The following is a 25,778-nucleotide window of genomic DNA, read 5'->3' on the forward strand; positions in this document are numbered from 1 at the left end:
GTTTGGTCATGAAGCTGATTATCGTTAGTGGCAGGTCCGGTTCGGGCAAGAGTACCGCGCTTCATGTGCTGGAGGACCTCGGGTTCTACTGCATCGACAACCTTCCCATTGGCCTGCTATTCCCCCTCACCAGGGAAGCAGCCAGCCAGACCAAGCCTGGCCGGTTGGGCAAGATGGCCGTCAGTATCGATGCCCGTAACCTGTCTGGGGAACTGGCCAATTTTGAAGAGATTTACCGGCGCCTTCAGGAGACCGGGGTTACCGTTGAAATTATCTTCCTGGACGCCGACGAACAGTCTCTGCTTCAGCGTTTCCATGCCACCCGCAGAAAGCATCCGTTGAGTGACGACAGGACCTCCCTCCGGGAAGCCATTACCAGTGAAAAGAAGCTTCTTGAGCCTCTCTCCAAGCTTTCCGACCTGTATGTGAACACCACCGGGATGTCCATGTATGAACTGCGGGACATGGTGAAACAGAGGGTTGTAGGCCGGAAAGACCAGGAACTGGCCCTGCTGTTTCAGTCATTCGGTTTCAAACACGGTGTACCGCTGGATTCGGACTACGTATTCGATGTCCGTTGCCTGCCGAATCCTTACTGGGATACCAGCCTCCGAAAATACGTGGGCACGGATCAGCCGGTCATCGAATTTCTGGAAAAGGAACCGGCAAGCCGCAAGATGATTGACGATCTGAAGGCATTCCTGGATACCTGGCTGCCCTCCTTCGCGGACAGCAACCGCAGCTATATGACCATTTCCATCGGTTGTACCGGCGGCCAGCACCGTTCAGTGTACGTGTGCGAGCAATTGGGCGAGTATTTCCGGCAGCGCTACAACAATGTGCAGGTCCGCCATACAGAACTGCCACACCTTCAGACCCGGGAAGAGATCTGATCGAACCATGATTCGCCGCCCGATTACCATTATCAACAAGCTGGGCCTGCACGCGCGTGCCACCGCGAAGCTGGTTGCCACCGCTTCCGAATTCGACAGCAGTGTGCGGATCAGCGGCAAGGACCGGGATGTGGACGCAAAAAACATCATGCAGGTGATGATGCTGGCAGCCAGCCAGGGAACCGATGTGGAGCTTGTTGCCGACGGCCCGGACGAGGAACAGGCCGTCGAGGCACTGGTTGAACTGATCAACGACTACTTTGGTGAGGGCGAGTAATCTCCCTTCTGTACGGCATTCACCTACAACTCTTTCTCACCGATAGCGCCTAACTCCGCTATAATACAGGCGTTTTCTGACGCCGGGTGATTCATGACCGATATTCTGGAAAAAAGCCAGGCCCGCCAGCGCCTTCGCTCCCTGAGTGAAGCCCTGGACAGTGGCGCACTGAAGCAGGTTGCCCGCATCCTGAACGGTGGCCTGAGCCCCAGTGATATTGCCCATCTGCTGGAATCCTCCCCGCCCCGGCAGCGTGCCCTGCTGTGGAACCTGGTAGACAAAGAGCTCGAAGGCGAGGTTCTCCAGTATCTCAGCGACGATATCCGGGGTTACTTCCTGAGCCAGCTTAATGCTCAGGAACTGGCGGATATCATCGAGGATTTCGAGTCGGACGACCTGGCCGACCTGCTCCAGCAACTACCGGATACGGTCATCCAGGAAGTCCTGGAAACCATGGACGAGCAGGACCGCCAGCGGGTAGAGGAAGTGCTCTCCTATCCGGAGGACACCGCCGGCGGCCTGATGAACACGGACACCATTACGGTGCGCCCGGACATCAGCATCGACGTTGTTCTCCGCTACCTGCGCCGGCACCGAAACCTGCCGCCCATGACCGACAGCCTGATCGTGGTCAGCCGGCGGGATGATTTCATTGGCATGCTGCCGATTACCAAGATGCTGGTATCGAATCCCGCCTCCACCGTGCGGGAAGTGATGGATACCGACATCGAGCCGATTCCCGTAAGCCTCTCCGACACCAAGGTAGCGACCTTGTTTGAACGCTACGACCTGATCTCGGCGCCGGTGGTGAACGAGGAAGGCCGGCTGCTCGGGCGCATCACCATCGACGACGTGGTTGACGTTATCCGCGAGGATGCCGACCACTCCCTGATGAGTATGGCGGGTCTGGATGAGGACGAGGATACCTTTGCGCCGGTGTGGAAAACATCGCGCCGCCGGGCCGTCTGGCTGGGGATCAATCTGATCACCGCCCTGATCGCATCGGCTGTCATCGGGTTATTCGAGGAAACCATCGCCAAGGTCGTGGCACTGGCGGTACTGATGCCGATTGTCGCAAGTATGGGGGGCATAGCTGGCAGCCAGACCCTCACCCTCGTGATTCGCGGCATGGCTGTCGGGCAGATCAGCGGTGCCAACGTTAAATGGTTACTGAACCGGGAGTTTCTCTCGGGCATCCTGAATGGAATGCTTTGGGCCGCCGTTGTCGCCGGGGCCGCCATGCTCTGGTTCCAGGATGTGCTGATTGGCGCCATCATAGCTGCCGCGCTGGTGATCAACCTGGTTGCCGCTGCACTGGTGGGCACGGTTTTGCCCCTGTTTCTCAAATCGCGGAATATTGATCCTGCCCTGGCAGGCAGCGTGATTCTCACGACCGTTACGGACGTGGTCGGGTTCATGGCATTTCTTGGCCTTGCCACAGTTTTCTACGCCTAGTCGGGTGTCGGATTACGCGTTGCTAATCCGACCTACGGTTAGGTTAGGATTTTTTGCTTGATCGTTTGGCGGATTACGCTTCGCTAATCCGACCTACGGTTGGGCGAGGATTTTCTGCTTGATCGTTTGTCGGATTACGCGTTGCTAATCCGACCTACGTTCAGGTGCTCTCTTTTTTTGTAGGTCGGGTTAGCAAAGCGTAACCCGACAACCAGGCTGAACTTATGAAAGACAACCACGATAACGACACCCCAGAATACGAAGGCCCCAGCAAATCCCAGCTGAAGCGGGAAATGCACGCCCTGCAGGATCTTGGCAAGCGCATGCTGGACCTGAGCAATGATCAGTTGGAAACCCTGCCAATCAGCGACACCCTTCGTGCTGCCATCGAAGAATCCCGGCGTATCCGCCAGAACGAGGCGAAGCGACGGCACCTGCAGTACATCGGCAAGGTGATTCGCCAGGAAGACGACCCAGAGGCCCTGGCGAGAGCCATTGACGCCTTTGACGCCGGTAGTGAGGAACACACCCGACGGCATCACCTGGCAGAGCGCTGGCGGGACCGGATGATTGCCGAGGGCGACTCGGTTGTTGGCGAGTTCTTCAGCTACTGCCCCAGCGCTGATATGCAGCACCTGCGGAACCTTGCGCGTAATGCCCGGAAAGACGTTGAGAAACAGAAGAACACCGGCCAGGCCCGAAAGCTGTTCCGCTATCTTCGGGAATGCATCGACGACGCTGAAGCAATGTAAATTCGGCGTCAGATGAAATTGGGGTCAGAAGATAGGCTCTACTGCCCCCACTTTCAGCCTTTCAGCCGACGGTGCTCCCACACCGGCATGCGAGTGCGCAGATTGGCCACCTGATCCAGATCCAGCTCGGCGGCAACCAGTCCCGGGCCTTCACCCATTTCTGTCACTACCCGCCCCCAGGGATCACAGATCAGGCTGTGACCATAGGTGCGCCGGCGCTCGCTGTTCTGGCCGCCCTGTCCCGGCGCCACAACCCATAGCTGGTTTTCAATGGCCCGGGCGCGGATCAACGGGTACCAGTGGGCGTCGCCGGTCTGCCAGGTAAAAGCGCTCGGCAGGCAGACCCAGTCCACACCCTGCTCTCGCAGCAGCCGGAACAGTTCCGGGAAGCGCAGGTCATAGCAGATGGCCAGTCCCAACTTCCCAGCCGGTGTATCCACGGTCACCACCTCCTCGCCAGGCTCGAAGGTGTCGGATTCCCGGTACTGGCCGTGGGCGTCTTCAACCATGGCGTCGAACAGGTGGATCTTGTCGTAACGGGCCACTTCCCGGCCCTGGTCGTCAAACACCAGGCAAGTCGCCCTAACCCGGTCTTCGATGTCTGAACCATCCGGCCGTTTGGCCACCGGCATTGATCCACCAACGATCCAGATACCCAGCTTACGCGCCTGCTCCGCGAGGAAGGATCTGATGATTGGCTCCGGGCCGGCCTCCCGGCGCCCACAATCGATCATCTGACGAGTCGCCAGGACTGCGAAATTTTCCGGCAACACCGCAACAGATGCGCCCTCTGGGGCAGCCTGGGCCAGCAGTTTTTCCGCGTCAGCCAGGTTGGCCTCGATGTCATGGCCGCTGACCATCTGAATGGCTGCGACCCGGTTGGAAACACGCTCACTCATAACTGCCTCCGCTTTTGCCAAACAGAAAAGTTACTCTCCGGTATCAAATACCCGCTGCAGATCCACTTCCGGCTCATCCCAGGTGCCGGTCACACTGTAGGTTGCGCTGGTCAGCCTGCTCAGAGGATCGCCCAGAATCTTGTCCAGCACAAACAAGGCACCGCCAATTGGCGCGCCTGCCCCCATCAGCAACGCAGCCAGGGGCAGATTCTGGGTCAGGGGCAACACAACCACAAGCCGCATATCCAGCTCTTCACTGGCCATATTGGTGGTGCCACTGAGCTTGAACGCACCTGAGGGGCCCACAATCTGCAGTTCAGGATCCATGGTCAGCAATCCGTTAATGATTTGCGCCTTGCCGGAGATTGCATCGAAAGCCACCCCCCGCTCGTAAAGATCGGAAAAGTCGAGCTTCAGCCGGCGCCAAAGGGTGTCGGAGTTGAGCAGATTGAAGACCCGGAACAATTGGGCCGTGTTGTTTCGCTCAAGGATTACGCCCTCATCCAATCTCAGGCTCACGGAGCCACTGAGCTCCGGTATGGAAAACTCATCCGGCCGGCCAGGCCAGTCCAGGTCCAGTTCAATATTGGTGCCCTCATTGGTTACCGGCACTTCCGCATTCAATAACTCATTCAGATCCGCCAGGGCGCCGCCGGTGATTGAGCCCTTGAACCGGCTGGTTTCGCGGTCTCCGACGATGCTCCAGGTCATATCTCCCAGCAACGTCAGGGAATTGAGGCGCCCCTCAATGTCGTTCACCTTCAGCCGGAAGGGTTCGGGTCGAAGCCGGAAGGCCCATCGCCCGAGGGATTCCTCGTTCAGCTGAAGTTCAGCAATCGACACATCAACGTCCGGCCAGCTGCCCATGTCCAGCGCCCGGAAGGCTTCCAGTTGCTCTTCCAGCGTCAATATTTCGGGCGAATCGTCACGGGGCGTCTCGCTCCGAACGAGCCGTAGCACCTGAAAATCGGCCTTCACCGTGTCGCCGTTCTGCGGGATTACCAGACGGCCCTCGGCTCGCTGCGAACTGGTGTTAACCACCCAACGGTCATCAAGATTGAGTGCATTGACACCGATGTTGTTCAGTACCTGGGCACCAAGATAAAGACGGCCAAGACGCAAATCGAAACCCGTCTCCTTCCACAAGAGGTCGAAAGTGGCGCGATTTTCCCAGTCGCCCCGAATGCCGAGACCGTCAGGATCGGATGGATCGATAGTCGCACTCAGCGGCGCTGCCTCGCTCGCTGTTTTCGACAGAGGTTGGGGCCAGTCCACCGCCAGCCCCTCAAGACTGGACCGCACGCGGATGCCGGATGTTGACTCAGCCCCGACATCCAGTTCGGCGGTATAGGCAACCTTGCCCCGCAGGCCAAAGCCGGAATCGGTTGTCAGGCCTGCGCGAGCGAACACCTCGGGTACCAGGAGCGAGCCGGACTGGCGAATACTCAGTGCATTGCCGGTTCGGGCTTTGCTCAAGGCAATGGTGACCGGCTCACCGAAAAACTCCGCAGTCAGGGGACCGCCAGAGAATCCGTCCTCACTGTGATAGGTCAGGCCACCACGAACCGATTGCCAGGCCAGCCCCGCGGCTGGATAGATGACGGATCCCCCTGCGGCGGCAATGCTGGCTTCAACCACAGGCGACTGTTCGGAATCCAGCGGCAGGTCAATACCCAGATCCAGCTGATACTCTCCCTCATACTGCAGTTTCTGGGCCTCCGTACCTGCCATGTCTCCCAATGGGCTACTTTCCATCCAGTAACCAACCGACTCACCGGGCACCAGAGCCGAGGCATCCACCCTTACCCGGGTGCCCTGCTCTGAGGGAATAACGCGGACGGTGCCGGGATCGAGGTCGAGACCTCCGGTACGGCCAGCCTCAAGTCGGACGAGCGTATCGCCGTTGTGAACCCTGACGTTGCCCCGGGCATCTGTAACTACCGGCCATGAGTCATCGTAGCGAACGGAAGCCCGGTCAAATTCGTAGATCATGGACGTAACAAACGACCCTTTTGGGGCATCCGAACCTATCTGGCCGTGGCCGAAGAAGGTTCCCGAGGTAATATCCGCCTCGAGGATTGCTGTGGTAAGCCAATTATACAATCCCTGGTTAACCGCTTTGACCGGCACAAAATCCGCCAGCATCCCGGCATTTCCGTTTTTCACCGAAACCCTGAGACCGAGGTTATCCTCACCTTCGCGGTCCATCCTCAGGTCAAAGGCACCCTCAAGCTCGGTGGCTTCGCCATAACGCATTCGAACGCCATCTGAAAACACCCGGGTAATCGCACCATCCAGTTGCCAGGCCACGTCGCCTTCAATTGACGGGAAGGACCAGGCGCCACCGAAAAGCTGAGGAAACTCGAGTGAGACCGGAGACTCTCCCGCCTCAATCCGGACATATCCCTTTTGCCTGTCGAGAAAGATGTCGCCGTTGGCGGAAGTGATACCCGGTGCCCCACCATGGGCCCTTACGCTGACCTCGCGCAAACGTCCGGAGAGCTCAAAACCCTCCGGTGCGCCGTCGGGGAAGAAGATTTTCAATTGATCCAGAAAGCCGCCGGGTCGATAGTCCTGAAGAGCCCTGAGTGCACGATCAGGCAGCAAAGGGAGCCTGGCGGCGAGCCGACGGGTGGGCGCAAGCGGTAGGGCGTCGGCAATGACGGACATACCACCATCCGAGGGCGCCAGACGGAGACTGAAGGGTGAAACCACATCGCCGTCCCAGGTCCATTGAAGCTGCTTGAGATACCACTCGCCAAGGGCGAAGGCGCCAGACTCGACCAGGGTCTCATCGGTCATCACACTGTCATGTCGACGCCAGCCGAATCTGGCCTGAATGTCTTCCAGAGGCGCCAGGGATTCATAGCCGACGCCCAGTTGCAGATAGGGCGTTCGAACCGTTCCGGTCACCTGCTGCAACAGACCATTACGGAAGGTAAGCCAGGCTTCTCCGCCGAGATCAAAGCCCTCAACCCGCAGCGTCCGCCACTGGTACTCATCAATCAACCCATCAAACAGCCGGCCGGAGTCCACATCAAGATACAGTTGACCGGTAAAGTCACCCCGGAAAAAGTGCTGGCCCACCAGGGCAAAACTGGCCAGTTGCTCGGTGGTGCCGGACTGCATGGCGCGTCCTGAGGCATGGAAAAAACCACGGCGGTAATCCAGGTCCAGCTGGGGAATATCCAGGTGGCGAATATTGCCCTGATTGTCCCGGATGCCCAGATTGACCCGGGTAATCTTCACATAGGGATCGGATAGCCAGTTGCCGGCGAGCTCCAGCCACTCCTGCAACTGATTACTCACCGGTTCTGGCAGGTCTGCGCCCCTGACAGCGACATCGCCGCTCCGCTCCTGATTGACCGTCAGCTCCAGGCCGTCTGCCTGGAAGTCCTCAAAGACGATTCTCAGGCGGGTCAGCGACGCGAGGGCATCAAAGCGAATATTGAGATGCTGGAGGTTGGCAACGACGACATCGGTGTCAGGGTGGCTGATCTGAATATCGCGGGCTGTAAATGCGGGGTCCAGCCAGTACCATTGGGAAGAAAGGCGCCCGATACTGACATCATGGCCTAATCGATCTGACAGTTCCCGGGCCAGATCATCACGAAAGCTGTCCACGTTCTGCGTCAGCTGGCGACCCAGCCCGGCGTAAAGGGCCAGGAGCACCAGCAGGGTTAACAGCATCCACCAGATCAGGCTGGCCAGCCGCGCCAATATCCGGACGGGAGGGCTCTCGGGCAGGCCCTCCGGAAGTGGCGGTTGTTGATCAGCAGAGGACATCCGGGCCCCTTAATCCGCTAACTGGCGCGGTTTCCCGGGGTCAGAGCAGAACAACATCGTACTGCTCCTGGCTGTAGAACGGTTCCACCTGGAAGCGAATGGTCTTGCTGATGAAGGTTTCAAGATCGGCCACGTTGTCCGACTCTTCATCCAGCAGGCGATCCACCACACTCTGGGAGGCCATGACCAGATAACTTTCGGCATCGTAGGCGCGATTAACCCGGAGAATTTCCCGAAAGATTTCATAGCACACGGTTTCGGTGGTTTTCAGGAAACCCCGCCCGTCGCAGATGGGGCAGGGTTCGCAAAGCACCTGGCCAAGGCTCTCTGTAGTGCGCTTGCGGGTCATTTCCACCAGGCCCAATTCAGACACCCCGGTGATCTTGGTCTTGGCGTGATCCCGCTCCAGCATCTTTTCCAGCATCCGGTGCACCTGACGCTGGTGCTCCGGATCTTCCATGTCGATAAAATCGATAATGATAATACCGCCCAGGTTTCGCAGGCGCAGCTGACGGCTAATCGCCCGGGCGGCTTCCAGGTTGGTCTTGAAGATGGTTTCTTCCAGGTTCCTGTGCCCTACGAACGCGCCGGTATTGATATCGATGGTGGTCATGGCTTCGGTCTGGTCAATGATCACATAGCCACCAGACTTGAGCTGGACCTTTCGGCTCAGGGCTTTCTGGATCTCATCTTCCACCGAATAGAGGTCAAAGATAGGCCGCTCGCCCGGGTAATACTCGACCTTGTCGGCAAATTCGGTAACGAACTCCTCGACAAACTCCATCACCCTCTGGTGACTCTCGCGGCTGTCTATGCGTACCTTTTCGGTCTGCGGACGGATCAGGTCCCGGATTGTGCGAATAAACAGGGGCAGATCCTGGTACACAACCGCAGGTGCCTGGACGCGGGCAATTCGCTCCTGGATCGACAGACTCAATCGGTGCAGGTAGGCCATGTCGCCAATCAGGTCTTCAGGCGAAGCCGCCTCTGCCGCTGTGCGGATAATATAGCCGCCCTGGACATCCTTATCTTCCGCTGCCGCCTCCTCGACCAGGGTTTTCAGCCGTGCCCGCTCCGCGTCATCTTCAATCCGCTGGGAAATACCAACATGACTGACACCTGGCATAAACACCAGATATCGGGAAGGAATGGAAAGCTGGGTAGTCAGGCGGGCGCCCTTGGTGCCAATCGGGTCCTTGGTAACCTGGACCACCAGGGACTGCCCCTCACGGAGCAGACTTCGAATATCGGGAACGGTTTTCGGAGTATCGGCAGGTTCATCGCCATTGGACTGACTCGGGACCACATCGGAGGCATGGATAAATGCAGCCCGTTCCAGACCAATATCGACGAACGCCGCTTCCATGCCCGGCAAAACACGCACCACTTTGCCCTTGTAGATGTTGCCGACAATGCCTTTCCTGCTGGTGCGCTCTATGTAGGCTTCCTGCAGCATGCCGTTTTCAACCAGGGCCACCCGCGTTTCCACCGGGGTGACGTTGATCAGAATCTCTTCACTCATAGTGTTTGGCTCTCCAGACTGCGCGGCCAGTTTTTCCAGACCGGGTAACCGGCACCAGCCAGCAATGCAGCGGTTTCCTGCAGCGGCAGACCAACCACGGCACTGTAGCTACCCCGGAGCTCATTAACAAAAATACCACCAAGGCCCTGAATTCCATAACTTCCGGCCTTGTCCATGGGTTCGCCGCTGGCCACGTAGGCTTCAATCTCTTCGGCAGAAAGCTGCCTGAAACAAACCTCGGTGATGACCAGGACGGACTGGCATTGCCCTTCAGCCGCCAGCGCCACGGCAGTCATGACTTGATGAGTCGCGCCGGAGAGGCGGGCCAGGGCTTCCCGGGCTTCGGTGGGGTCTGACGGCTTACCGAGTATCTCGCCATTGAGCACCACGGAGGTATCCGAACCCAGAACCAGGCACTCCGGCGAAGACTCCGCCCCAGCCAGAGCCTTTTCCCGAGCCAATCGCTCCACGTAGTGTTCCGGGGTTTCGTCAGCGCCCGGGGTTTCGTCGATGTCCGCCGGGGAAACCGAAAAATTCAGACCGATTCGCTGCAACAGCTCCGCCCGGCGCGGCGAGGCCGAGGCGAGAATGATGGATGGCATGGCTAACCCAGTTTGCGGTTGATGTTGTCCAGCAGAATACAGAATACCGGCCACACCAGCGCGCTGGTCAGGGCCGGCCAGAGGTAGCTGAATCCAGCGTCGTCGGCACCCAACAACTGCTTCACGAAGTGCACCAGCATCTGATTGATACCCAGCAACAGGAACACCATCAGGCACTGTTGTGGCATAGGATACATGCGCAAACGTTGATGGATGGTGAGCACCAGGAAGGCGATCAGCGCCATGGCCATGGCATTGACGCCAAGGGGGGTGGCTTCCAGTACATCCAGCAACAGACCCAGACACCAGGCGAGCAGGATGCCAAACTGGGCCGGAGCCCGGAATGTCCAGTAGAAAACGACCAGCCCCAACCACTCCGGGCGGAATTCGAACCACCCCACCGGGAACAGGGAAATGCTGAACACCAGGGCAACTACTACGGAGAGCACAAAAACCGGATAGCTGATTACCGATAGCATCAGTCCTGCCCTCCCTGGCTGCTCTCTTCGCCTACATTGACGGCGGGCTGGCCTTCATCCGATTCGGCTTCCATCGGCGCGGCGCTCTCGGGCGGGAAAACCACCAGCACCAGACGGCTTTGGTTCAACTGCGCCTTGGGGGTGGCTTCGATAGACACAAAGGGCTCGCCCGGCTCCTTGGAAATGCGGCTGACTTCGGCCACCGGATAGCCCCTTGGAAACCGGCCACCAAGGCCGGAACTGACCAACAGGTCGCCTTCACGGATATCAGCCGTGTCCGGCACGTGAACGAGATCAAGGGTATCGGTATCGCCGGTGCCCAGCAGGATTGCCCGCAAACCGTTGCGCACCACTTCCACCGGCACGGCGTGGCTGCTGTCGGAGACCAGCAGGACGCGAGAGGTAATCTGGCTGCTCTGCACCACCTGCCCCATCAGGCCATGGGCATCAAGAATGGCCTGGCCCGGCGACAAGCCGTCACTGCGACCTTTATTAATGATAATTTCATGGGAAAAAGGATCCGGGGATACGCCAACCACTTCACCCACAATCACCCGATCATCCAGCACTTCAGACGAGTTCATCAGACGGCGCAGTTCGTTGTTTTCGGACGCAAGCGCAGCGTATTTCAGGGCGCGACGTTCGAGAATCAGCAAACGGGCCCGGAGGTCTTCGTTCTCTTCCTGAAGATCCTGTTTGTTCTCAAACAGTCCGGCGAACCAGTCGGTAAACTCATAGGGCGCATTGCCCAGCCAGTACACGGGCGCCAGGCCGGTTGCGATGGTGCTTCGCACGGTTGAGAGCTTGTCGAAACGCGCATCGGCAACCACCAGGGCTGCCGATACGAGTAGAACAATGAGGAGTCTGAAGCCGGGAACAGGCCCCTGGACGAAGATGGTTTTAATGGCGAGCCCTCCCCACAGGATTATCCCTCCTGGGAGAACATTCCGATGCCACCCCGATCAATCACTTCCAACGCCTTGCCGCCGCCACGGGCAACACAGGTCAGCGGGTCTTCAGCGATGATCACCGGCAGGCCGGTTTCCTCGCTGATCAGTTTGTCCAGGCCGCGCAGCAGTGCGCCGCCACCGGTCAGTACGATACCGCGCTCGGCGATGTCGGATGCCAGCTCGGGCGGAGACTGCTCAAGGGCACTCTTGACGGTCTGAACGATCTGCGCCAGGGATTCCTGCAGCGCGTCGAGAATTTCTTCACTATTGAGGGTGAACGCCCGGGGCACGCCCTCGGCCAGGTTGCGACCGCGCACATCGATCTCGCGAATCTCGAGACCTTCGTAGGCGCAGCCGATTTCGTGCTTGATGCGCTCGGCGGTAGAGTCACCAATCAGGCTGCCGTAGTTGCGGCGCACGTAGGTGACAATGGCTTCGTCGAATTTGTCACCACCAACGCGCACGGACTCGGCATAGACGATGCCGTTCAGGGAGATAATGGCGATTTCGGTGGTACCACCACCGATGTCGACGATCATGGAGCCGCTGGCTTCCTCAACCGGCAGGCCTGCACCAATGGCGGCCGCCATGGGCTCTTCGATCAGGAAGACTTCCCGGGCGCCGGCGCCGAGGGCGGATTCGCGGATGGCCTTGCGCTCGACCTGGGTGGACTTGCTGGGCACGCACACCAGCACTCTGGGGCTCGGGGTAATGAAGCTGTTCTCGTGCACTTTATGGATAAAGTGCTGGAGCATTTTTTCGGTTACCACGAAATCTGCAATTACGCCGTCTTTCATCGGGCGGATGGCGGTGATGTTGCCCGGGGTACGGCCAAGCATGCGCTTGGCTTCGGCGCCGACAGCGGCAACCATTTTCTGGGAGTTGTTGGTGCGAATGGCCACTACCGAGGGCTCGTTCAGCACGATTCCGCGCTCACGCACGTAGATCAGGGTGTTGGCGGTGCCCAGATCGATGGACAGGTCGCTGGAGAAGATGCCTCGGAGTCTTTTTATCAACATTCGTGTAGTTTCAACCTGAGAGTTGCAGTCGCAAAGAAAAGATGCGGCAACTTTAGCAGTGAGCACCCCTGCAGGCAAGGCGCGAACGGGCCTCACGCCTTACCGTTCACACATTTACCTTATGGGCTGGGGCCTCCCGCCATTGTTCGAATCTGTTACCATACTGCCCTTAATTTTTATTTGGGTGCAGGGGCGGTTGGAAAAGGCTGTCCAAAACACGCTACAAGCACATCCCTGTGCGCTTGATTCGGGCCATCCATGGCCCTCAACAGTTTTGGACAGCCTTTTCCAACCACCCCCGGACCCCGTGCAAGATTCCGGCTTCTTTTATTACCGACATTTCATTTACCTGGGAGGCAATGCGTGACCATTTCCCGTGAGGACATTGAGAAAGTCGCTGTGCTCGCCCGCATTCGTGTGGATGACGAGCAGGTTTCGGCTCTGGAGAAGGATCTGGGCAATATTCTGGATCTGGTGGATCAGTTGGGTGCGGCCGATACCGACTCGGTTGAGCCCATGGCCCATCCGCTGAATGCGGTCCAGCGCCTGCGCGCTGATGAGGTAACCGAGACCAACCAGCGGGAGGCGTTCCAGGCGATTGCGCCGGCTACCGAGAACGGGCTTTATCTGGTGCCTCGGGTTATTGAGTGAGCCATAGAACGTTTCATGGGAATTGAACGATCTGACGAACAGCGATTTCAGGATTCATCATGCATAACAAATCCGTAGCAGAGCTTTCCCGGGACCTGGGGAGCGGCCAGGTTTCCAGCGTGGAGCTGACCCAGGAGTTCCTCGACCGCATCAAGCGGGAAGATTCAAAGTACAACAGTTTTATTACCGTGACCGAGGAGCAGGCGCTGGCCGATGCCCGGGTGGCGGATGAGCAGCGGGCAGCGGGGAATGCCACGGCCTGGACCGGGGTTCCTTTTGCGCACAAGGACATTTTTTGCACCAACGGCGTTCGCACTACTTGCGGGTCGAAGATGCTTGAGAACTTTGTTCCGCCCTACGACGCGACCGTTACGGTGAATTTCCGCCAGGCGGGTGCCGTGTGTCTGGGCAAGACCAATATGGACGAGTTCGCCATGGGGTCGTCCAACGAGAACAGTTATTTTGGTGCGGTGACCAACCCGTGGGGGTTGAGTGAGGGTAATAAGCGGGTGCCGGGCGGTTCGTCTGGTGGGTCGGCTGCGGCGGTTGCGGCTCGGCTGATTCCCGCGGCCACCGCAACTGACACAGGTGGTTCGATCCGGCAGCCAGCGGCGCTTTGTGGGGTTACCGGGCTTAAGCCGACTTATGGCCGGGTGTCGCGGTACGGGATGATTGCCTTTGCCTCCAGTCTGGACCAGGGCGGTACCATGGCCCGCACAGCAGAAGACAACGCCCTGATGCTTAATGTGATGGCCGGTTTTGATCCGAAGGACTCAACGTCCATTGACCGGGAGGTGCCGGATTACACAGCCACTCTGAATGAGCCGCTGAAAGGTCTGAAGATCGGCTTGCCGAAGGAATACTTCAGCGATCAGCTCAGCCCGGCGATGGAGCAGCAGGTTCGCAATGCGGTAAAGGAATACGAGAAGCTGGGCGCTACTGTTAAAGAGGTGTCACTGCCCAACGCAAAACTGGCAATTGCGGCCTATTACGTGATCGCGCCGGCCGAAGCTTCCGCCAACCTGTCACGGTTTGACGGTGTACGTTATGGCTACCGCTGCGAGGACCCGAAGGATCTGATGGATCTGTACACCCGCTCCCGGGCAGAGGGTTTCGGCGAAGAGGTGAAACGTCGGATTCTGGTGGGCACCTATGCCCTGTCCGCCGGCTATTTTGATGCCTATTATCTCAAGGCCCAGAAGGTTCGGCGGCTGATCCAGCAGGATTTCATCAATGCCTTCAAGGAAGTGGATGTGCTGATGAGCCCGACCACCCCCTCGCCTGCCTTTATCCAGGGCGAGAAGACCAGCGATCCTGTGACCATGTACCTCGAAGACGTATTCACCATCGCCATCAACCTGGCGGGCGTTCCGGCCATGTCAGTGCCGGCCGGCTTCGTTGACGGCCTTCCAGTGGGTTTGCAGATCATCGGGGATTATTTCTCCGAGGCCCGTTTGCTGAACGCCGCCCATCAATTCCAGCAGGTGACCGACTGGCACCAGCGTGAACCGCAATAAGCCCGGGACAGGAGAACGAGTATGCAGTGGGACATTGTGATCGGGCTGGAAATTCACGTTCAGCTCGCCACCAAGACCAAGATTTTTTCCGGCTCCAGCACCGCCTACGGCGCCGAGCCCAACACCCAGGCCAACGCGGTTGACCTGGCCATGCCCGGCACCCTGCCGGTGCCCAATGAACAGGCTTTCCGCTATGCGGTGATGTTTGGCCTGGCAGTGAACGCGGAGATCGAGCGGCGTTCGGTATTCGAGCGGAAGAACTACTTCTACCCGGACCTGCCCAAGGGCTACCAGACAACCCAGCTGGAGCGCCCGATTGTTGGTCCCGGCTATGTGGACATTGATCTTCCGAATGGCGAGACCAAACGGGTGCGCATTCACCACGCCCACCTGGAAGAGGATGCCGGCAAATCCCTGCACGAGGATTTCCATGGTATGACGGGCGTGGATCTGAACCGGGCAGGTACCCCGCTGATTGAGGTAGTCACCGAACCGGATATGAACAACGCGGAAGAAGCGGTCGCCTTTGCCAAGAAGCTGCACAGCATTGTGACGTCACTGGGCATTTGCGACGGCGATATGTCCCAGGGCTCCATGCGGTTTGACGTGAACATCTCGCTGAAACCGAAGGGCTCTGACACGCTGGGCACCCGCACCGAAACCAAGAACCTGAACTCGTTCCGGTTCATGGAACAGGCCATCGCCCACGAAGTGGAGCGGCAGATGGACATTCTGGAAGACGGTGGCAGCATCGTACAGGAAACCCGCCTGTATAACGGCGACCGCGACGAGTCGCGCTCCATGCGCACCAAGGAAGAAGCCAACGACTACCGCTACTTCCCCTGCCCGGACCTGCTTCCGGTGGAGATCGACGATTCCTTCATCGAAGAAGCCCGCAACAGCCTTCCGGAACTGCCGGACGCTCGCAAAGCCCGCTTTATGGACCAGTACGGTCTGAACGACTACGACGCCGGCCTGCTCAGTGGCGATTCGAAACTGGCCGCATTCTTTGAGGAAGCCGTGAGCCATGGCAAAGATGCCAAACTGGTAGCTAACTGGATCCAGGGCGAATTCTCCGCCCGGCTAAATGCAGAAGAGAAATCGGTTGCCGACTCGCCTATCACCGGTGCTCAGCTGGGCGATCTGGTGGTGCGGATTGCCGACAATACCATCTCATCCGCTGGCGCGAAGAAGGTCTTCGAGGCGCTCTGGTCTGGCGAGAACGACAACGTCGACGCCATCATCGATGCCAAGGGTCTGAAGCAGGTTTCCGACACAGGTGCTCTGGAAGCCATGGTGGATGAGGTTCTGGCCGGCATGCCGGATCAGGTGGCTCAGTATCAGAACGAGGAAGACCCCAAGAAGCGGAAGAAGATGCTTGGTGGCTTTATGGGGCCTTTGATGAAAGCTTCCAAAGGCCAGGGAAATCCCAAGCTGTTCAACGAGATTCTTGTTCGGAAGCTTGAGGGGTAACCACTTTGGCTTGGGCCGTGGCTCTTGGCTTCGGCCCAAGCCTGCTAGTTTGGAGGGCTGCCATGGTGGGTAGAGCCTCCCAAAAAACGCCCGTAAATACATCCCTGTAGGGCTTCGTCGCGCCATCCCTGGCGCTCCAGATTTTTGGGAGGCTCTACCCACCACGGCACTCGAACTGGCGGCGTGTCCTCGCGAAGACAGAACATGAAAGCAAAATCGTAGGTCGGATTAGCGAAGCGTAATCCGACACCTTTGAACGACAGACTCCTTTGTCGGATTACGGCTTCGCCTAATCCGACCTACTGCTCCTCCCGCCGAGGCTCGCCCCCAGAACCAGAAGGCCAGGAGCCCAAGCTAGACGACATCAAAGAAGCCGAGCCCAAAGATCATGCTCATCGGCATGCTCAACCACCGCCTGTACAATCTCACCCGGAACAAGGTCAGTCTCGTCGTTGAGGTAGACCATACCGTCAATCTCCGGCGCATCGGCCTTGGAGCGACCGATGGCGCCCTCCTCGTCGACCTCATCAATCAGCACATCAATCGTCGTGCCGATTTTGGCCTGCAGGCGGGCCGCGGAGATTTTTGCCTGCTTTTCCATGAAACGGGCCAGGCGCTCTTCTTTTACTTCCTCGGGAACCGCACCGTCCAGCTCATTAGCTTTGGCACCCTCCACCGGGCTGTATTTGAACGCGCCGACACGATCCAGCTGGGCTTCATCCAGCCAGTCCAGCAGGTACTGGAAGTCCTCTTCGGTTTCACTGGGGAAGCCGACGATGAAGGTGGAGCGGATGGTGAGCTCGGGACAGATTTCCCGCCACTTGCGAATCCGCTCCAGAGTCTTGCTGTCGTGGGCGGGGCGCTTCATGGCCTTGAGGACTTTCGGGCTGGCGTGCTGGAACGGGATGTCCAGGTAAGGCAGGATCTTGCCTTCAGCCATCAGGGGAATGATGTCGTCCACATGGGGATAGGGGTAAACGTAGTGCAGGCGCACCCACACCCCCATTTCGCCGAGAGCTTCACACAGTGACTGCATCTTGGTCTTCAGCGGCCGCCCCTGCCAGAAGCCGGTGCGGTATTTGGTGTCAACGCCGTAAGCGGAAGTGTCCTGGGAAATAACCAGAAGCTCCTTCACGCCGGCGTCCACCAGGCGCTGGGCTTCGTCCATCACATCCCCAATGGGGCGGCTGACCAGATCACCGCGCATGGAGGGGATGATGCAGAAGGTGCAGCGGTGGTTACAGCCCTCGGAGATCTTGAGGTACGCGTAATGCCGCGGGGTCAGTTTGATGCCCTGGGGCGGAACCAGATCAGTAAAGGGATCGTGTTGTTTTTTCTGGGGAACGAACTGGTGAACCGCGCCGACCACCTCTTCATAGGCGTGGGGGCCGGAAACGGCCAGTACGCCCGGGTGCGTGTCGCGAATTTTGTCGGCTTCCACACCCATGCACCCGGTGACAATCACCTTGCCGTTTTCACTGATGGCCTCGCCAATGGCATCCAGGGATTCCTGCTTGGCGGCATCGATAAAACCGCAGGTGTTGACCACAACGATGTCGGCGTCGTCATAGGTGGGCACAACATCGTAACCATCCAGCCTCAGTTGGGTGAGGATGCGTTCGGAGTCTACGAGAGCCTTGGGGCAGCCGAGGCTGATGAAACCGACTTTACCGTTACCGGAAGCGACGAAGTTCTGGGTTTTATCTGTCATAAAAAGCTTGGAATTCCCGGAGCTCGGCACGAGCCCATAAATGAGTGAAGGGCGGTATTTTACACCAGCTGCGGGATCGCCTGCAGCAAAACTCCGATCAGTAAAAGCGGCTAGATAAACTGACAGACGTCAAAATTTGTGACGCCTTGTTCAGAAAGATTTAACAAATCTGCCACTATAGACGGCAGGCTTCTTGCTGATCACAAAGTAAACAACTACACTTTCATGCGTTTAAGTGTTTTTTCTGGAAGAGATTTATGGGAAAGGCAGCCTCATTTGCAACCAGACACGCCAGAAGAGTCAACATGAAACCTGTCGCCGCCAAACTGAATTTGCGCAACCAACAGCGGGTGGATGTAGCCACGGACATCACGATTGAAAAACCGGACGGCTGCTGCCTGACCTGTTCGGTGTCCAATCTCTCCCGCACCGGGGTGATGATCTCCTGCAACCAGGAGACGGTAAAGCAGCTCATACCCGAGCAAAAGGCACCGGCTCCCGGCAACTGGATTGCCGTGAAGACCCGCTTCGCCGTACCTGTCGTCGCGACACAACCTGTCTCTATTATTGCCGACGGCAACATCGTTCACATGCGGCGTATTGCCCGGGATGAGTTCCAGCTCGGCATCCAGTTCGCGGAGTTTGAAGGCAACGGCTTCGATTACGTCGACCGCTACGTGGCCAAGTTGCTGGCTGATTCCCGCAATCCGTCCTGAACGTAACCCCCGGTTACCAGACGCCCCGAGACCGCCACTGCTATATTGTTATAACGCCAATGTCTAGTTGGGCGTCTTCTTATGCCCTTACCCCCTCTGGTATAGTTGCCGAATACATTCGCACAGCCAAAACGGCCCGCACGGCGGCAACGGATTATCATGACCACATACAACCTCACGCACCTGAAACAGCTGGAAGCGGAAAGCATCCACATCATCCGGGAAGTGGCAGCCGAGTTCGACAATCCGGTAATGCTGTACTCCATCGGCAAGGATTCCGCGGTAATGCTCCATCTGGCCCTGAAGGCCTTCTACCCGGGTAAACCGCCCTTCCCGTTGATGCACATTGATACCACCTGGAAATTCCGGGACATGATCAAGTTCAGGGATAACGTGGCTGAAAAGTTTGGCCTCGACCTGATTGTGCATACCAATCAAGAAGGCGTGGATCAGGGAATCGGGCCGTTTACTCACGGTAGTGCAAAACATACCGATGTCATGAAGACCCAGGCTTTGAAACAGGCTCTGGACAAGTACAAGTTCGATGCAGCATTCGGCGGTGCCCGTCGCGATGAGGAAAAATCCCGCGCCAAGGAGCGCGTGTATTCGTTCCGTGATGAATACCATCGCTGGGATCCCAAGAACCAGCGGCCAGAGCTGTGGAACATCTACAACGGCAAGATCAACAAGGGCGAGAGCATCCGCGTGTTCCCGCTGTCCAACTGGACGGAACTGGATATCTGGCAATACATCTACCTTGAGAACATCGACATCGTTCCGCTCTATTTTGCAGCCGAGCGTCCGGTCGTTGAGCGTGATGGCACCCTGATCATGGTGGATGACGATCGCATGCCCCTCAAGGAAGGCGAGAAACCGATGATGAAATCGGTTCGCTTCCGGACCCTGGGCTGCTACCCGCTTACGGGCGCCATCGAATCCGAAGCCAACACGCTTCCGGACATCATCCAGGAAATGTTGCTGGCCAAGAGCTCCGAGCGCCAGGGTCGGGTGATCGACCACGATTCAGCCGGCTCCATGGAACAGAAAAAGCGGGAAGGGTATTTCTAAGATGTCACACCAGTCTGATCTGATTGCAGAAGATATTCAGGCCTACCTGAAGCAGCACGAAAACAAGGAACTCCTGCGCCTGCTCACCTGCGGTAGCGTGGACGACGGCAAAAGCACCCTGATCGGCCGCCTGCTCCATGACACCAAGATGATCTACGAAGATCATATGGCCAGCCTGAAAACCGACAGTGCCAAGATGGGCACCACCGGCGAGAAGCTGGATCTGGCTCTGCTGGTGGACGGCCTGCAGGCCGAGCGGGAACAGGGCATCACTATTGATGTTGCCTACCGCTATTTTTCCACCGACAAGCGCAAGTTCATCATCGCCGACACCCCGGGCCATGAGCAGTACACCCGTAACATGGCCACCGGTGCATCCACCGCACAGGTCGCGATCCTGATGATCGACGCCCGCCACGGTGTTCTCACCCAAACCCGGCGCCATTCCTACATCGCCTCCCTGCTGGGTATCCGCCACATCGTGGTGGCCGTGAACAAGATGGACCTGGTGGACTTCAGCGAAGAGCGTTTCAACGAAATCAAGGACGACTACCTGGCGTTCGCCGCCAAACTGGGCCTGAAGGATATCCGCTTCGTGCCGATTTCCGCCCTGGAAGGCGACAACGTGGTGAACAAGAGCGAGAAGACGCCCTGGTTCACCGGCCAGCCCCTGATGGAAATCCTTGAAACCGTGGAAGTGGGCCGTGACAAGAATCTGGAGCATTTCCGCTTCCCGGTTCAGTACGTTACCCGCCCGAACCTCAATTTCCGCGGCTTCTGCGGCACCATCGCCTCCGGCGTGATCCGCCCGGGCGAAAAGGTCATGGCCCTGCCCTCGCGGCGCACCAGTACTGTCAAAGAAGTTGTAACTTTCGATGGCAACCTGGAAGAGGCCTATATTGACCAGGCGGTCACCCTCACCCTGACTGATGAAATCGACATCAGTCGCGGCGATATGCTGGTCAAGGTGGAAGATGAGCCGGAAGTGGGCAACCGCTTCAACGCTAACATCGTTTGGATGACCGATGCGCCACTGGAAACCGGTCGGCTGTATGACATCAAGCTGGGCCCGACCTTTACTTCCGGTACGGTGAAGAAGATTCATCATCAAACCGACGTAAATACCCTGGAACAACAGGCCAACCCGAGCCAGCTCCAGCTGAACGAAATCGGCCTGTGCGAGCTGACCCTGAACCAGCCGATCGCCTTCGATCCGTACCAGCGCAACCACGTTACCGGTAGCTTTATCGTGATCGACCGGCTGTCCAACGTCACCATCGGTGCGGGTATGGTGGCTGGACTTGCCGATTCCGGCGAATCTCTCGACCCCGTTTCGGCCGAAGAGCGCGAACGCCGCCTGGCCCAGAAACCGGCGATCATTGCCTGTAATGGTCGCCAGGCCCCGGCACTGGCCCTCGCCGTGGAACGTGCGTTGTTCGACCAGGGCAAAACGGCGGTTGTGGTCACCGAAGAAAACGCCGGCGATGCAGACGAACGCCGCCGCGTTGCCCAACTTCTGACCTCACACGGTCTGGTTGCCATTGCCGTTAACCTCGGCACTGACGTAGCAAACGCGGGGGCAACCGCGGACAGCGAGCAGGAGATTCCTGAGGCTGTTAGCAAACTTGTTCAGGAGTTGGTTCGCAGCAAGCGGGTTTGATCTCTAACTTCTGAGTCGACATGAGATATCCCTGCTTCGGTGGCTGGCGCCGGGGTGGGGGTATCTTTTTCTTTGGAAAAACAACTCGCTTCGCTCAGACATCTTTTTCCGGCAGAAAAAGATACCCCCACCCCGTCGCCGACATACCTTGGTGTTAGCTCCCAAAGCCAAAGCAGGGTAAACACTCGTTCTTCTTTTGGCGGACCGCTGAAACGCTCGTGGACGTGGGGTAGGTGCGTATTTTTCTCTAGAAAAAAGATGTCTGAGCGCAGCGAGTTGTTTTTTCGTAAGAAAAATACGCACCTGCCCTGCGGCCCACCACCAGAACCAGCAGACTACCAATGAATCCAACGCCAATACGTGGCAGAATCCCGCCTCTCTGAGTCAACCGAAACAACGAACAGGAGCCAAAAATGGCCATCAAACACCTCCGCACTGCCTTCGCCAGCCAGTACCAGCCGGGCCAGCCAGCCCGCCTCGTCACCGGTGAGGCCCTGCAGGAGCCCGGTGGCGATTACGAGGGGCTGCACAAGCAGATGAAGCGCCTGTTCAACAGCAAGCCCGGCAAGAAATACGGCCGGTTCTCCGAAGACCTGGGCGAGTGCCCGTTCAGCGCCTGGCTCAAGGACTATCTGGAAGACAAACAAACCTTCGGCGCCATGACCGATCGCCTGTTCGGGCAATGGCAGGAACTGCTGACCGGTAGCCAGGAAGAATTCGATGGCCACCTGATGATTGTTCATGACGCCCTGGCGGACGCCGAGGTGGTTTACCTGTTTATTCTGGAAACCGACAGCGCCATGCGGTTCGACGGCAACCAGTCATTAGACGCGACCGATGTTCTCAGCCTGTCGCGCCTGAACCTGGCCGTTCGCATCGAGCTGGATGACTGGCGCGGCAACAATCCGGCGGAGAACTACCTGACACTGGTGCATGGTCGCGGCACCGGGGAGCCAGGAGAGCTGTTCATCCGCTTGTGTGGGTTTACCAATCAGGTAGATGTGGAAAAGGAAACCATGACCTTCCTGGATGCTGTGGAAGCCTTCGCAAAATCCTCGGAGCCAGAGAAAGCGGGCGAGGTTCGCAACAAGGCCTACGAGTTCTGCAAGGAACAGCATGCCCTGGGCGAGCCAGTGGAAATTGAGGCGCTGTCCGGCTACCTGGACGAGAGCGAGCCGCAACGCTTCAAGGAGTTCGCCTCGAAAACCGCCGAATTGCCGGAGAGCGGTGTGCTTCACCCTGATCATCGCAAGGTCAAGAAACTCGTGCGGATCGCCGGCTCTGGCGGCGGCATGAGCGTTTCATTTTCATCCGATCTGGTGAATCAGGCGGTTTACTATGACCGCGACAAAGACGCCTTGACGATTACCCGGCTTCCGAAGGCCCTGCGGGAGCAGCTTCAGCGGTACCTGGAGGCTCGTGAGGAGTAGATTTCCAGCTTCTGTTTCGTAGCCTTCTGGTTTAGCGGGCTGGCCCGGAGGTGGGAGGTCTTTTCTTCTGGAAAAACAACTCGCTTCGCTCAAACATCTTTTTCCGGCAGAAAGACCTCCCACCCCCGGACCGATCTCACAAAAGAGTAATTTCCTTTTATTGCTCATCTGCGGTGATTTTGGGTTCGTCATCCCATCGTGGGCGATTCGCCCTCAGTTTTCTTACTTCCTGCATCCAGCCTACCCCGTCGACCAATTCACCCGTTTCCGGATCGATGGGCGGATATGGCAGATTGCGGTCGTCGCAGTAGCGTTTGACCGTAGGCTGACACCAGCGAAACAGCAGCCGGTTGTATTCGCCGTCTGGCAGACGGCACTGGTCGAACATGCCGGCCAGTTTTCTTTGCCGCTGGGCTTCGGACAGGATAATCGCGCAGGCGGACGAGACGTTGAGCGACTCCACCATTCCCATCATCGGAATCACGATGTGCTCGTCGGCCTGGGCCGCGGCGTCGGCGCTGACGCCATCCACTTCGTTCCCCATGACTACGGTACAAGGCACGGTGTAATCGGCCTCCCGAAAATCAATGGCCCGGTCGGATAATTGGGCTGCATAGATCTTATGGCCCTGCCCTTTCAAAGCAGCGATGGCTTCGTCCATGCTCCGGTGGGTGTGGGTGGTGACCCAGTTGTAGCTGCCGCCGGCGGTTTTCCGGAACGCCCGGAAGCCTTCCCTCGGCCAGACCACGTGCATATTGGCCAAACCGAACGCATCGCAGGAGCGGATGATGGCGGAGAGGTTCCGGGGTTTGTGAACCTGGTCAGTGAGGACGCTCAGGTCTGGTTGCCGGGTGTTGAGGGTTTGTTTGATTCGGGCTAGGCGTTCGGGGGTCATTGTGGTGGTTTGGTATTGGTTATCGGGATTGTCGGATTACGCCTTTGGCTAATCCGACCTACGTTTTTTGCAGTAACTCAGGCGTCCGGGAAGTGATTGGGGGATGGCTTTCCAAAACTGTTGAGGGCCAAGGACGGCCCGAAACAAGCGCACATGGATGTGCTCGTAGCGTGTTTTGGAAAGCCATCCCCCAAGCGCTTCCTGCACCCAAGCAGGAAAGCACGAAATAATACCACAACCGTACTAGCAACAATCCGAGACAGAGGTGGTTGAAGAATGAGCACCCCGTTATAATACGCAGTTCCTTTTTGCTGGCGCCCCGTTTAAATCATCCAGTTCCCGGCGCAACATCCACCAGATTACGTGAGACCCATGGCCAAGAAGCTGTACATCAAAACCCACGGCTGTCAGATGAACGAGTACGATTCTGCCCGCATGGCAGACCTACTCAAAACCGGTGAAACCGTCGAAATGACCGATTCACCCGACGACGCCGACATCCTGCTGCTGAACACCTGCTCCATTCGGGAAAAAGCCCAGGAGAAGGTGTTCCACCAGCTTGGCCGCTGGAAAAAACTGAAGAGTAAAAAGCCGGACATGATCATCGGTGTGGGCGGCTGCGTGGCTTCCCAGGAAGGCCAGGCCATCATTGACCGCGCGCCCTACGTGGATATGGTCTTTGGCCCCCAGACCCTGCATCGCCTGCCGGACATGATTACCGAAGTGCGCGCCAAGGGTAACGGTGTTGGCGTGGTGGACGTCAGCTTCCCGGAAATCGAGAAATTCGACAACCTGCCCGAGCCCGGCGCCGATGGCCCTTCCGCGTTTGTTTCGATCATGGAAGGCTGCAGCAAGTACTGCACTTTCTGCGTGGTGCCCTACACCCGAGGGGAAGAAGTCAGTCGCCCGGCAGATGACGTCATTGCCGAGGTTGCACATCTGGCCAGCCAAGGTGTTCGCGAGGTTAACTTGCTGGGCCAGAACGTGAATGCCTACCGGGGCGAAACCCACGATGGCGACACCATGGACCTGGCGGAGCTGATCGAGCTGATCGCCACCATCGACGGCATCGACCGCATTCGGTACACCACGTCTCACCCGGTGGAATTCTCGGACGCACTGATTGACGTGTATGAGCGCGTTCCAGAACTGGTCAGCCACCTGCACCTTCCGGTTCAGAGCGGCTCCGATCGTATCCTGGCCGCCATGAAGCGTGGCCACACGGCCCTGGAGTACAAATCCAAACTCCGCCGCCTGCGCAAGATCCGCCCGGATATCAGTTTCTCATCGGACTTCATCATTGGCTTCCCGGGCGAAACCGAGAAAGACTTTGAAGACACCATGAAGCTGATCAACGACATCGGCTTCGATATGTCCTTCAGCTTTGTCTATAGCGCCCGTCCCGGCACACCGGCCTCTGACCTGCCGGACGATACGCCGATGGACGTCAAGAAGCAGCGCCTGAGCATCCTGCAGGATCGGCTGAACCAGAATGTGATGGATATCAGCCGCAAGATGGTGGGTTCCACCCAGCGGATTCTGGTGACCGGTTTGTCCAAGAAGGACCCTGGCGAATACGCGGGGCGTACCGAGAACAACCGGATTGTGAATTTCCGGCATGAGAATCCGGAGGTTGTCGGGCACTTTATTGATGTCGATATTGTGGAGGCTTATCCCAACTCACTTCGTGGGGTGCCTGTGAACTCGGAGATGTTTTAGGCCTTATTCGGGATTCGTCCGGCTTGGGAGTTTGGCGAGTGGTGGGGCCTTCTTCCAAAAACCGCTACGAGCACCCGCAAGCGGGTCCAGCCAGCAATCATAGATTGCTGTCGCTCCGCGGCACGTGAAGCTTCGCTTCTAAAGCGTTTGCTCCGCCCATGTGCGCTTGGCGTCGGCCATCCTTGGCCGCCGACATTTTTGGGAAGAAAGCCCCACCACTCCCCGCGGATTACTCCCTTGCATGCCCAAATCAGATGGCAATGCACTGGGCTGTAGGTTGGATTAGACGAAGTCGTAATCCAAC

The 25,778-nt window shown here is 57.9% G+C and carries 21 protein-coding genes; 12 read left to right on the forward strand and 9 right to left on the reverse strand.

What is annotated here, in order from left to right:
* Positions 1 to 8 precede the first annotated feature (8 nt).
* The 4 genes from rapZ to yjgA all read left to right on the forward strand — a co-directional run bounded on the left by rapZ (position 9) and on the right by yjgA (position 3,377).
* A complete protein-coding gene (gene rapZ, locus QZ534_RS12265; RefSeq protein ID WP_104320225.1) occupies positions 9 to 893 on the forward strand; it encodes an RNase adapter RapZ in 885 nt (294 codons plus the stop codon).
* 7 nt (positions 894 to 900) lie between these two features.
* On the forward strand, positions 901 to 1,170 hold the full coding sequence (locus QZ534_RS12270) for an HPr family phosphocarrier protein (RefSeq protein ID WP_296934761.1): 270 nt from the start codon (positions 901 to 903) through the stop codon (positions 1,168 to 1,170).
* A 93-nt stretch (positions 1,171 to 1,263) separates the two neighbouring features.
* Complete coding sequence (gene mgtE / locus QZ534_RS12275; RefSeq protein ID WP_296934762.1) at positions 1,264 to 2,625, forward strand: magnesium transporter; 1,362 nt, start codon at positions 1,264 to 1,266, stop codon at positions 2,623 to 2,625.
* Between the two features lie 224 nt (positions 2,626 to 2,849).
* Complete coding sequence (yjgA, locus tag QZ534_RS12280) at positions 2,850 to 3,377, forward strand: ribosome biogenesis factor YjgA (RefSeq protein ID WP_296934763.1); 528 nt, start codon at positions 2,850 to 2,852, stop codon at positions 3,375 to 3,377.
* Between the two features lie 53 nt (positions 3,378 to 3,430).
* Here the strand turns inward: yjgA and QZ534_RS12285 are convergent, their stop codons facing one another.
* Genes QZ534_RS12285 through QZ534_RS12315 form a run of 7 tightly spaced genes read right to left on the reverse strand, consistent with a single transcriptional unit; the run spans position 3,431 to position 12,631 of the window.
* Positions 3,431 to 4,276 carry a carbon-nitrogen hydrolase family protein gene (locus tag QZ534_RS12285; protein ID WP_296934764.1) on the reverse strand — a complete coding sequence of 282 codons (846 nt, stop codon included), beginning with the start codon at positions 4,274 to 4,276 and terminating at the stop codon, positions 3,431 to 3,433.
* A gap of 30 nt (positions 4,277 to 4,306) precedes the next feature.
* Positions 4,307 to 8,062: an AsmA-like C-terminal region-containing protein gene (locus QZ534_RS12290; protein WP_296934765.1), complete on the reverse strand. Its 3,756-nt coding sequence runs from the start codon at positions 8,060 to 8,062 to the stop codon at positions 4,307 to 4,309.
* Positions 8,063 to 8,102: 40 nt separating this feature from the next.
* Positions 8,103 to 9,584 carry a ribonuclease G gene (gene rng, locus QZ534_RS12295; protein ID WP_296934766.1) on the reverse strand — a complete coding sequence of 494 codons (1,482 nt, stop codon included), beginning with the start codon at positions 9,582 to 9,584 and terminating at the stop codon, positions 8,103 to 8,105.
* Positions 9,581 to 10,186, reverse strand: coding sequence for a nucleoside triphosphate pyrophosphatase (locus QZ534_RS12300; RefSeq protein ID WP_296934767.1), 606 nt, complete (start codon positions 10,184 to 10,186; stop codon positions 9,581 to 9,583). Before QZ534_RS12300 ends, rng begins: the two co-directional genes overlap by 4 nt.
* A gap of 2 nt (positions 10,187 to 10,188) precedes the next feature.
* Positions 10,189 to 10,665 (reverse strand): rod shape-determining protein MreD, encoded by a 477-nt coding sequence (gene mreD / locus QZ534_RS12305; protein WP_064228680.1) that lies wholly within the window; start codon positions 10,663 to 10,665, stop codon positions 10,189 to 10,191.
* Positions 10,665 to 11,561, reverse strand: a complete 897-nt coding sequence (gene mreC, locus QZ534_RS12310) for a rod shape-determining protein MreC (RefSeq protein ID WP_296934798.1) — start codon at positions 11,559 to 11,561, stop codon at positions 10,665 to 10,667. Before mreC ends, mreD begins: the two co-directional genes overlap by 1 nt.
* Before the next feature lie 29 nt (positions 11,562 to 11,590).
* Complete coding sequence (locus tag QZ534_RS12315) at positions 11,591 to 12,631, reverse strand: rod shape-determining protein (RefSeq protein ID WP_008170134.1); 1,041 nt, start codon at positions 12,629 to 12,631, stop codon at positions 11,591 to 11,593.
* Positions 12,632 to 12,997: 366 nt separating this feature from the next.
* Here QZ534_RS12315 and gatC point away from each other — a divergent pair, with 366 nt between their 5' ends.
* The 3 genes from gatC to gatB are packed head-to-tail and all read left to right on the forward strand — an operon-like array spanning position 12,998 to position 16,275.
* Positions 12,998 to 13,285, forward strand: a complete 288-nt coding sequence (gatC, locus tag QZ534_RS12320; protein WP_008170132.1) for an Asp-tRNA(Asn)/Glu-tRNA(Gln) amidotransferase subunit GatC — start codon at positions 12,998 to 13,000, stop codon at positions 13,283 to 13,285.
* Between the two features lie 59 nt (positions 13,286 to 13,344).
* Positions 13,345 to 14,802, forward strand: coding sequence for an Asp-tRNA(Asn)/Glu-tRNA(Gln) amidotransferase subunit GatA (gene gatA / locus QZ534_RS12325; RefSeq protein WP_296934768.1), 1,458 nt, complete (start codon positions 13,345 to 13,347; stop codon positions 14,800 to 14,802).
* Between the two features lie 21 nt (positions 14,803 to 14,823).
* A complete protein-coding gene (gene gatB / locus QZ534_RS12330; RefSeq protein WP_296934769.1) occupies positions 14,824 to 16,275 on the forward strand; it encodes an Asp-tRNA(Asn)/Glu-tRNA(Gln) amidotransferase subunit GatB in 1,452 nt (483 codons plus the stop codon).
* Positions 16,276 to 16,639: 364 nt separating this feature from the next.
* On the opposite strand, the gene rimO is transcribed toward gatB, so the two are convergent.
* Positions 16,640 to 17,986, reverse strand: coding sequence for a 30S ribosomal protein S12 methylthiotransferase RimO (rimO, locus tag QZ534_RS12335; RefSeq protein WP_296934770.1), 1,347 nt, complete (start codon positions 17,984 to 17,986; stop codon positions 16,640 to 16,642).
* 305 nt (positions 17,987 to 18,291) lie between these two features.
* Between rimO and QZ534_RS12340 the strand changes: the two genes are divergently transcribed.
* From QZ534_RS12340 to QZ534_RS12355, 4 genes are all read left to right on the forward strand, one after another.
* A complete protein-coding gene (locus QZ534_RS12340; protein ID WP_296934771.1) occupies positions 18,292 to 18,702 on the forward strand; it encodes a PilZ domain-containing protein in 411 nt (136 codons plus the stop codon).
* 159 nt (positions 18,703 to 18,861) lie between these two features.
* Positions 18,862 to 19,770, forward strand: coding sequence for a sulfate adenylyltransferase subunit CysD (gene cysD, locus QZ534_RS12345; protein WP_222464964.1), 909 nt, complete (start codon positions 18,862 to 18,864; stop codon positions 19,768 to 19,770).
* A gap of 1 nt (position 19,771) precedes the next feature.
* On the forward strand, positions 19,772 to 21,430 hold the full coding sequence (cysN, locus tag QZ534_RS12350) for a sulfate adenylyltransferase subunit CysN (RefSeq protein WP_296934772.1): 1,659 nt from the start codon (positions 19,772 to 19,774) through the stop codon (positions 21,428 to 21,430).
* Between the two features lie 413 nt (positions 21,431 to 21,843).
* Positions 21,844 to 22,860 carry a nucleoid-associated protein gene (locus tag QZ534_RS12355; RefSeq protein ID WP_053112685.1) on the forward strand — a complete coding sequence of 339 codons (1,017 nt, stop codon included), beginning with the start codon at positions 21,844 to 21,846 and terminating at the stop codon, positions 22,858 to 22,860.
* 157 nt (positions 22,861 to 23,017) lie between these two features.
* Here the strand turns inward: QZ534_RS12355 and trmH are convergent, their stop codons facing one another.
* Positions 23,018 to 23,755 (reverse strand): tRNA (guanosine(18)-2'-O)-methyltransferase TrmH, encoded by a 738-nt coding sequence (gene trmH, locus QZ534_RS12360; RefSeq protein ID WP_296934773.1) that lies wholly within the window; start codon positions 23,753 to 23,755, stop codon positions 23,018 to 23,020.
* A gap of 372 nt (positions 23,756 to 24,127) precedes the next feature.
* On the opposite strand from trmH, the gene miaB reads away from it, so the two are divergent.
* Positions 24,128 to 25,474, forward strand: coding sequence for a tRNA (N6-isopentenyl adenosine(37)-C2)-methylthiotransferase MiaB (miaB, locus tag QZ534_RS12365; protein WP_296934774.1), 1,347 nt, complete (start codon positions 24,128 to 24,130; stop codon positions 25,472 to 25,474).
* The last annotated feature ends 304 nt before the right edge of the window (positions 25,475 to 25,778 follow it).

It is taken from the genome of uncultured Marinobacter sp., from assembly GCF_913055835.1.
Lineage (GTDB): Bacteria > Pseudomonadota > Gammaproteobacteria > Pseudomonadales > Oleiphilaceae > Marinobacter.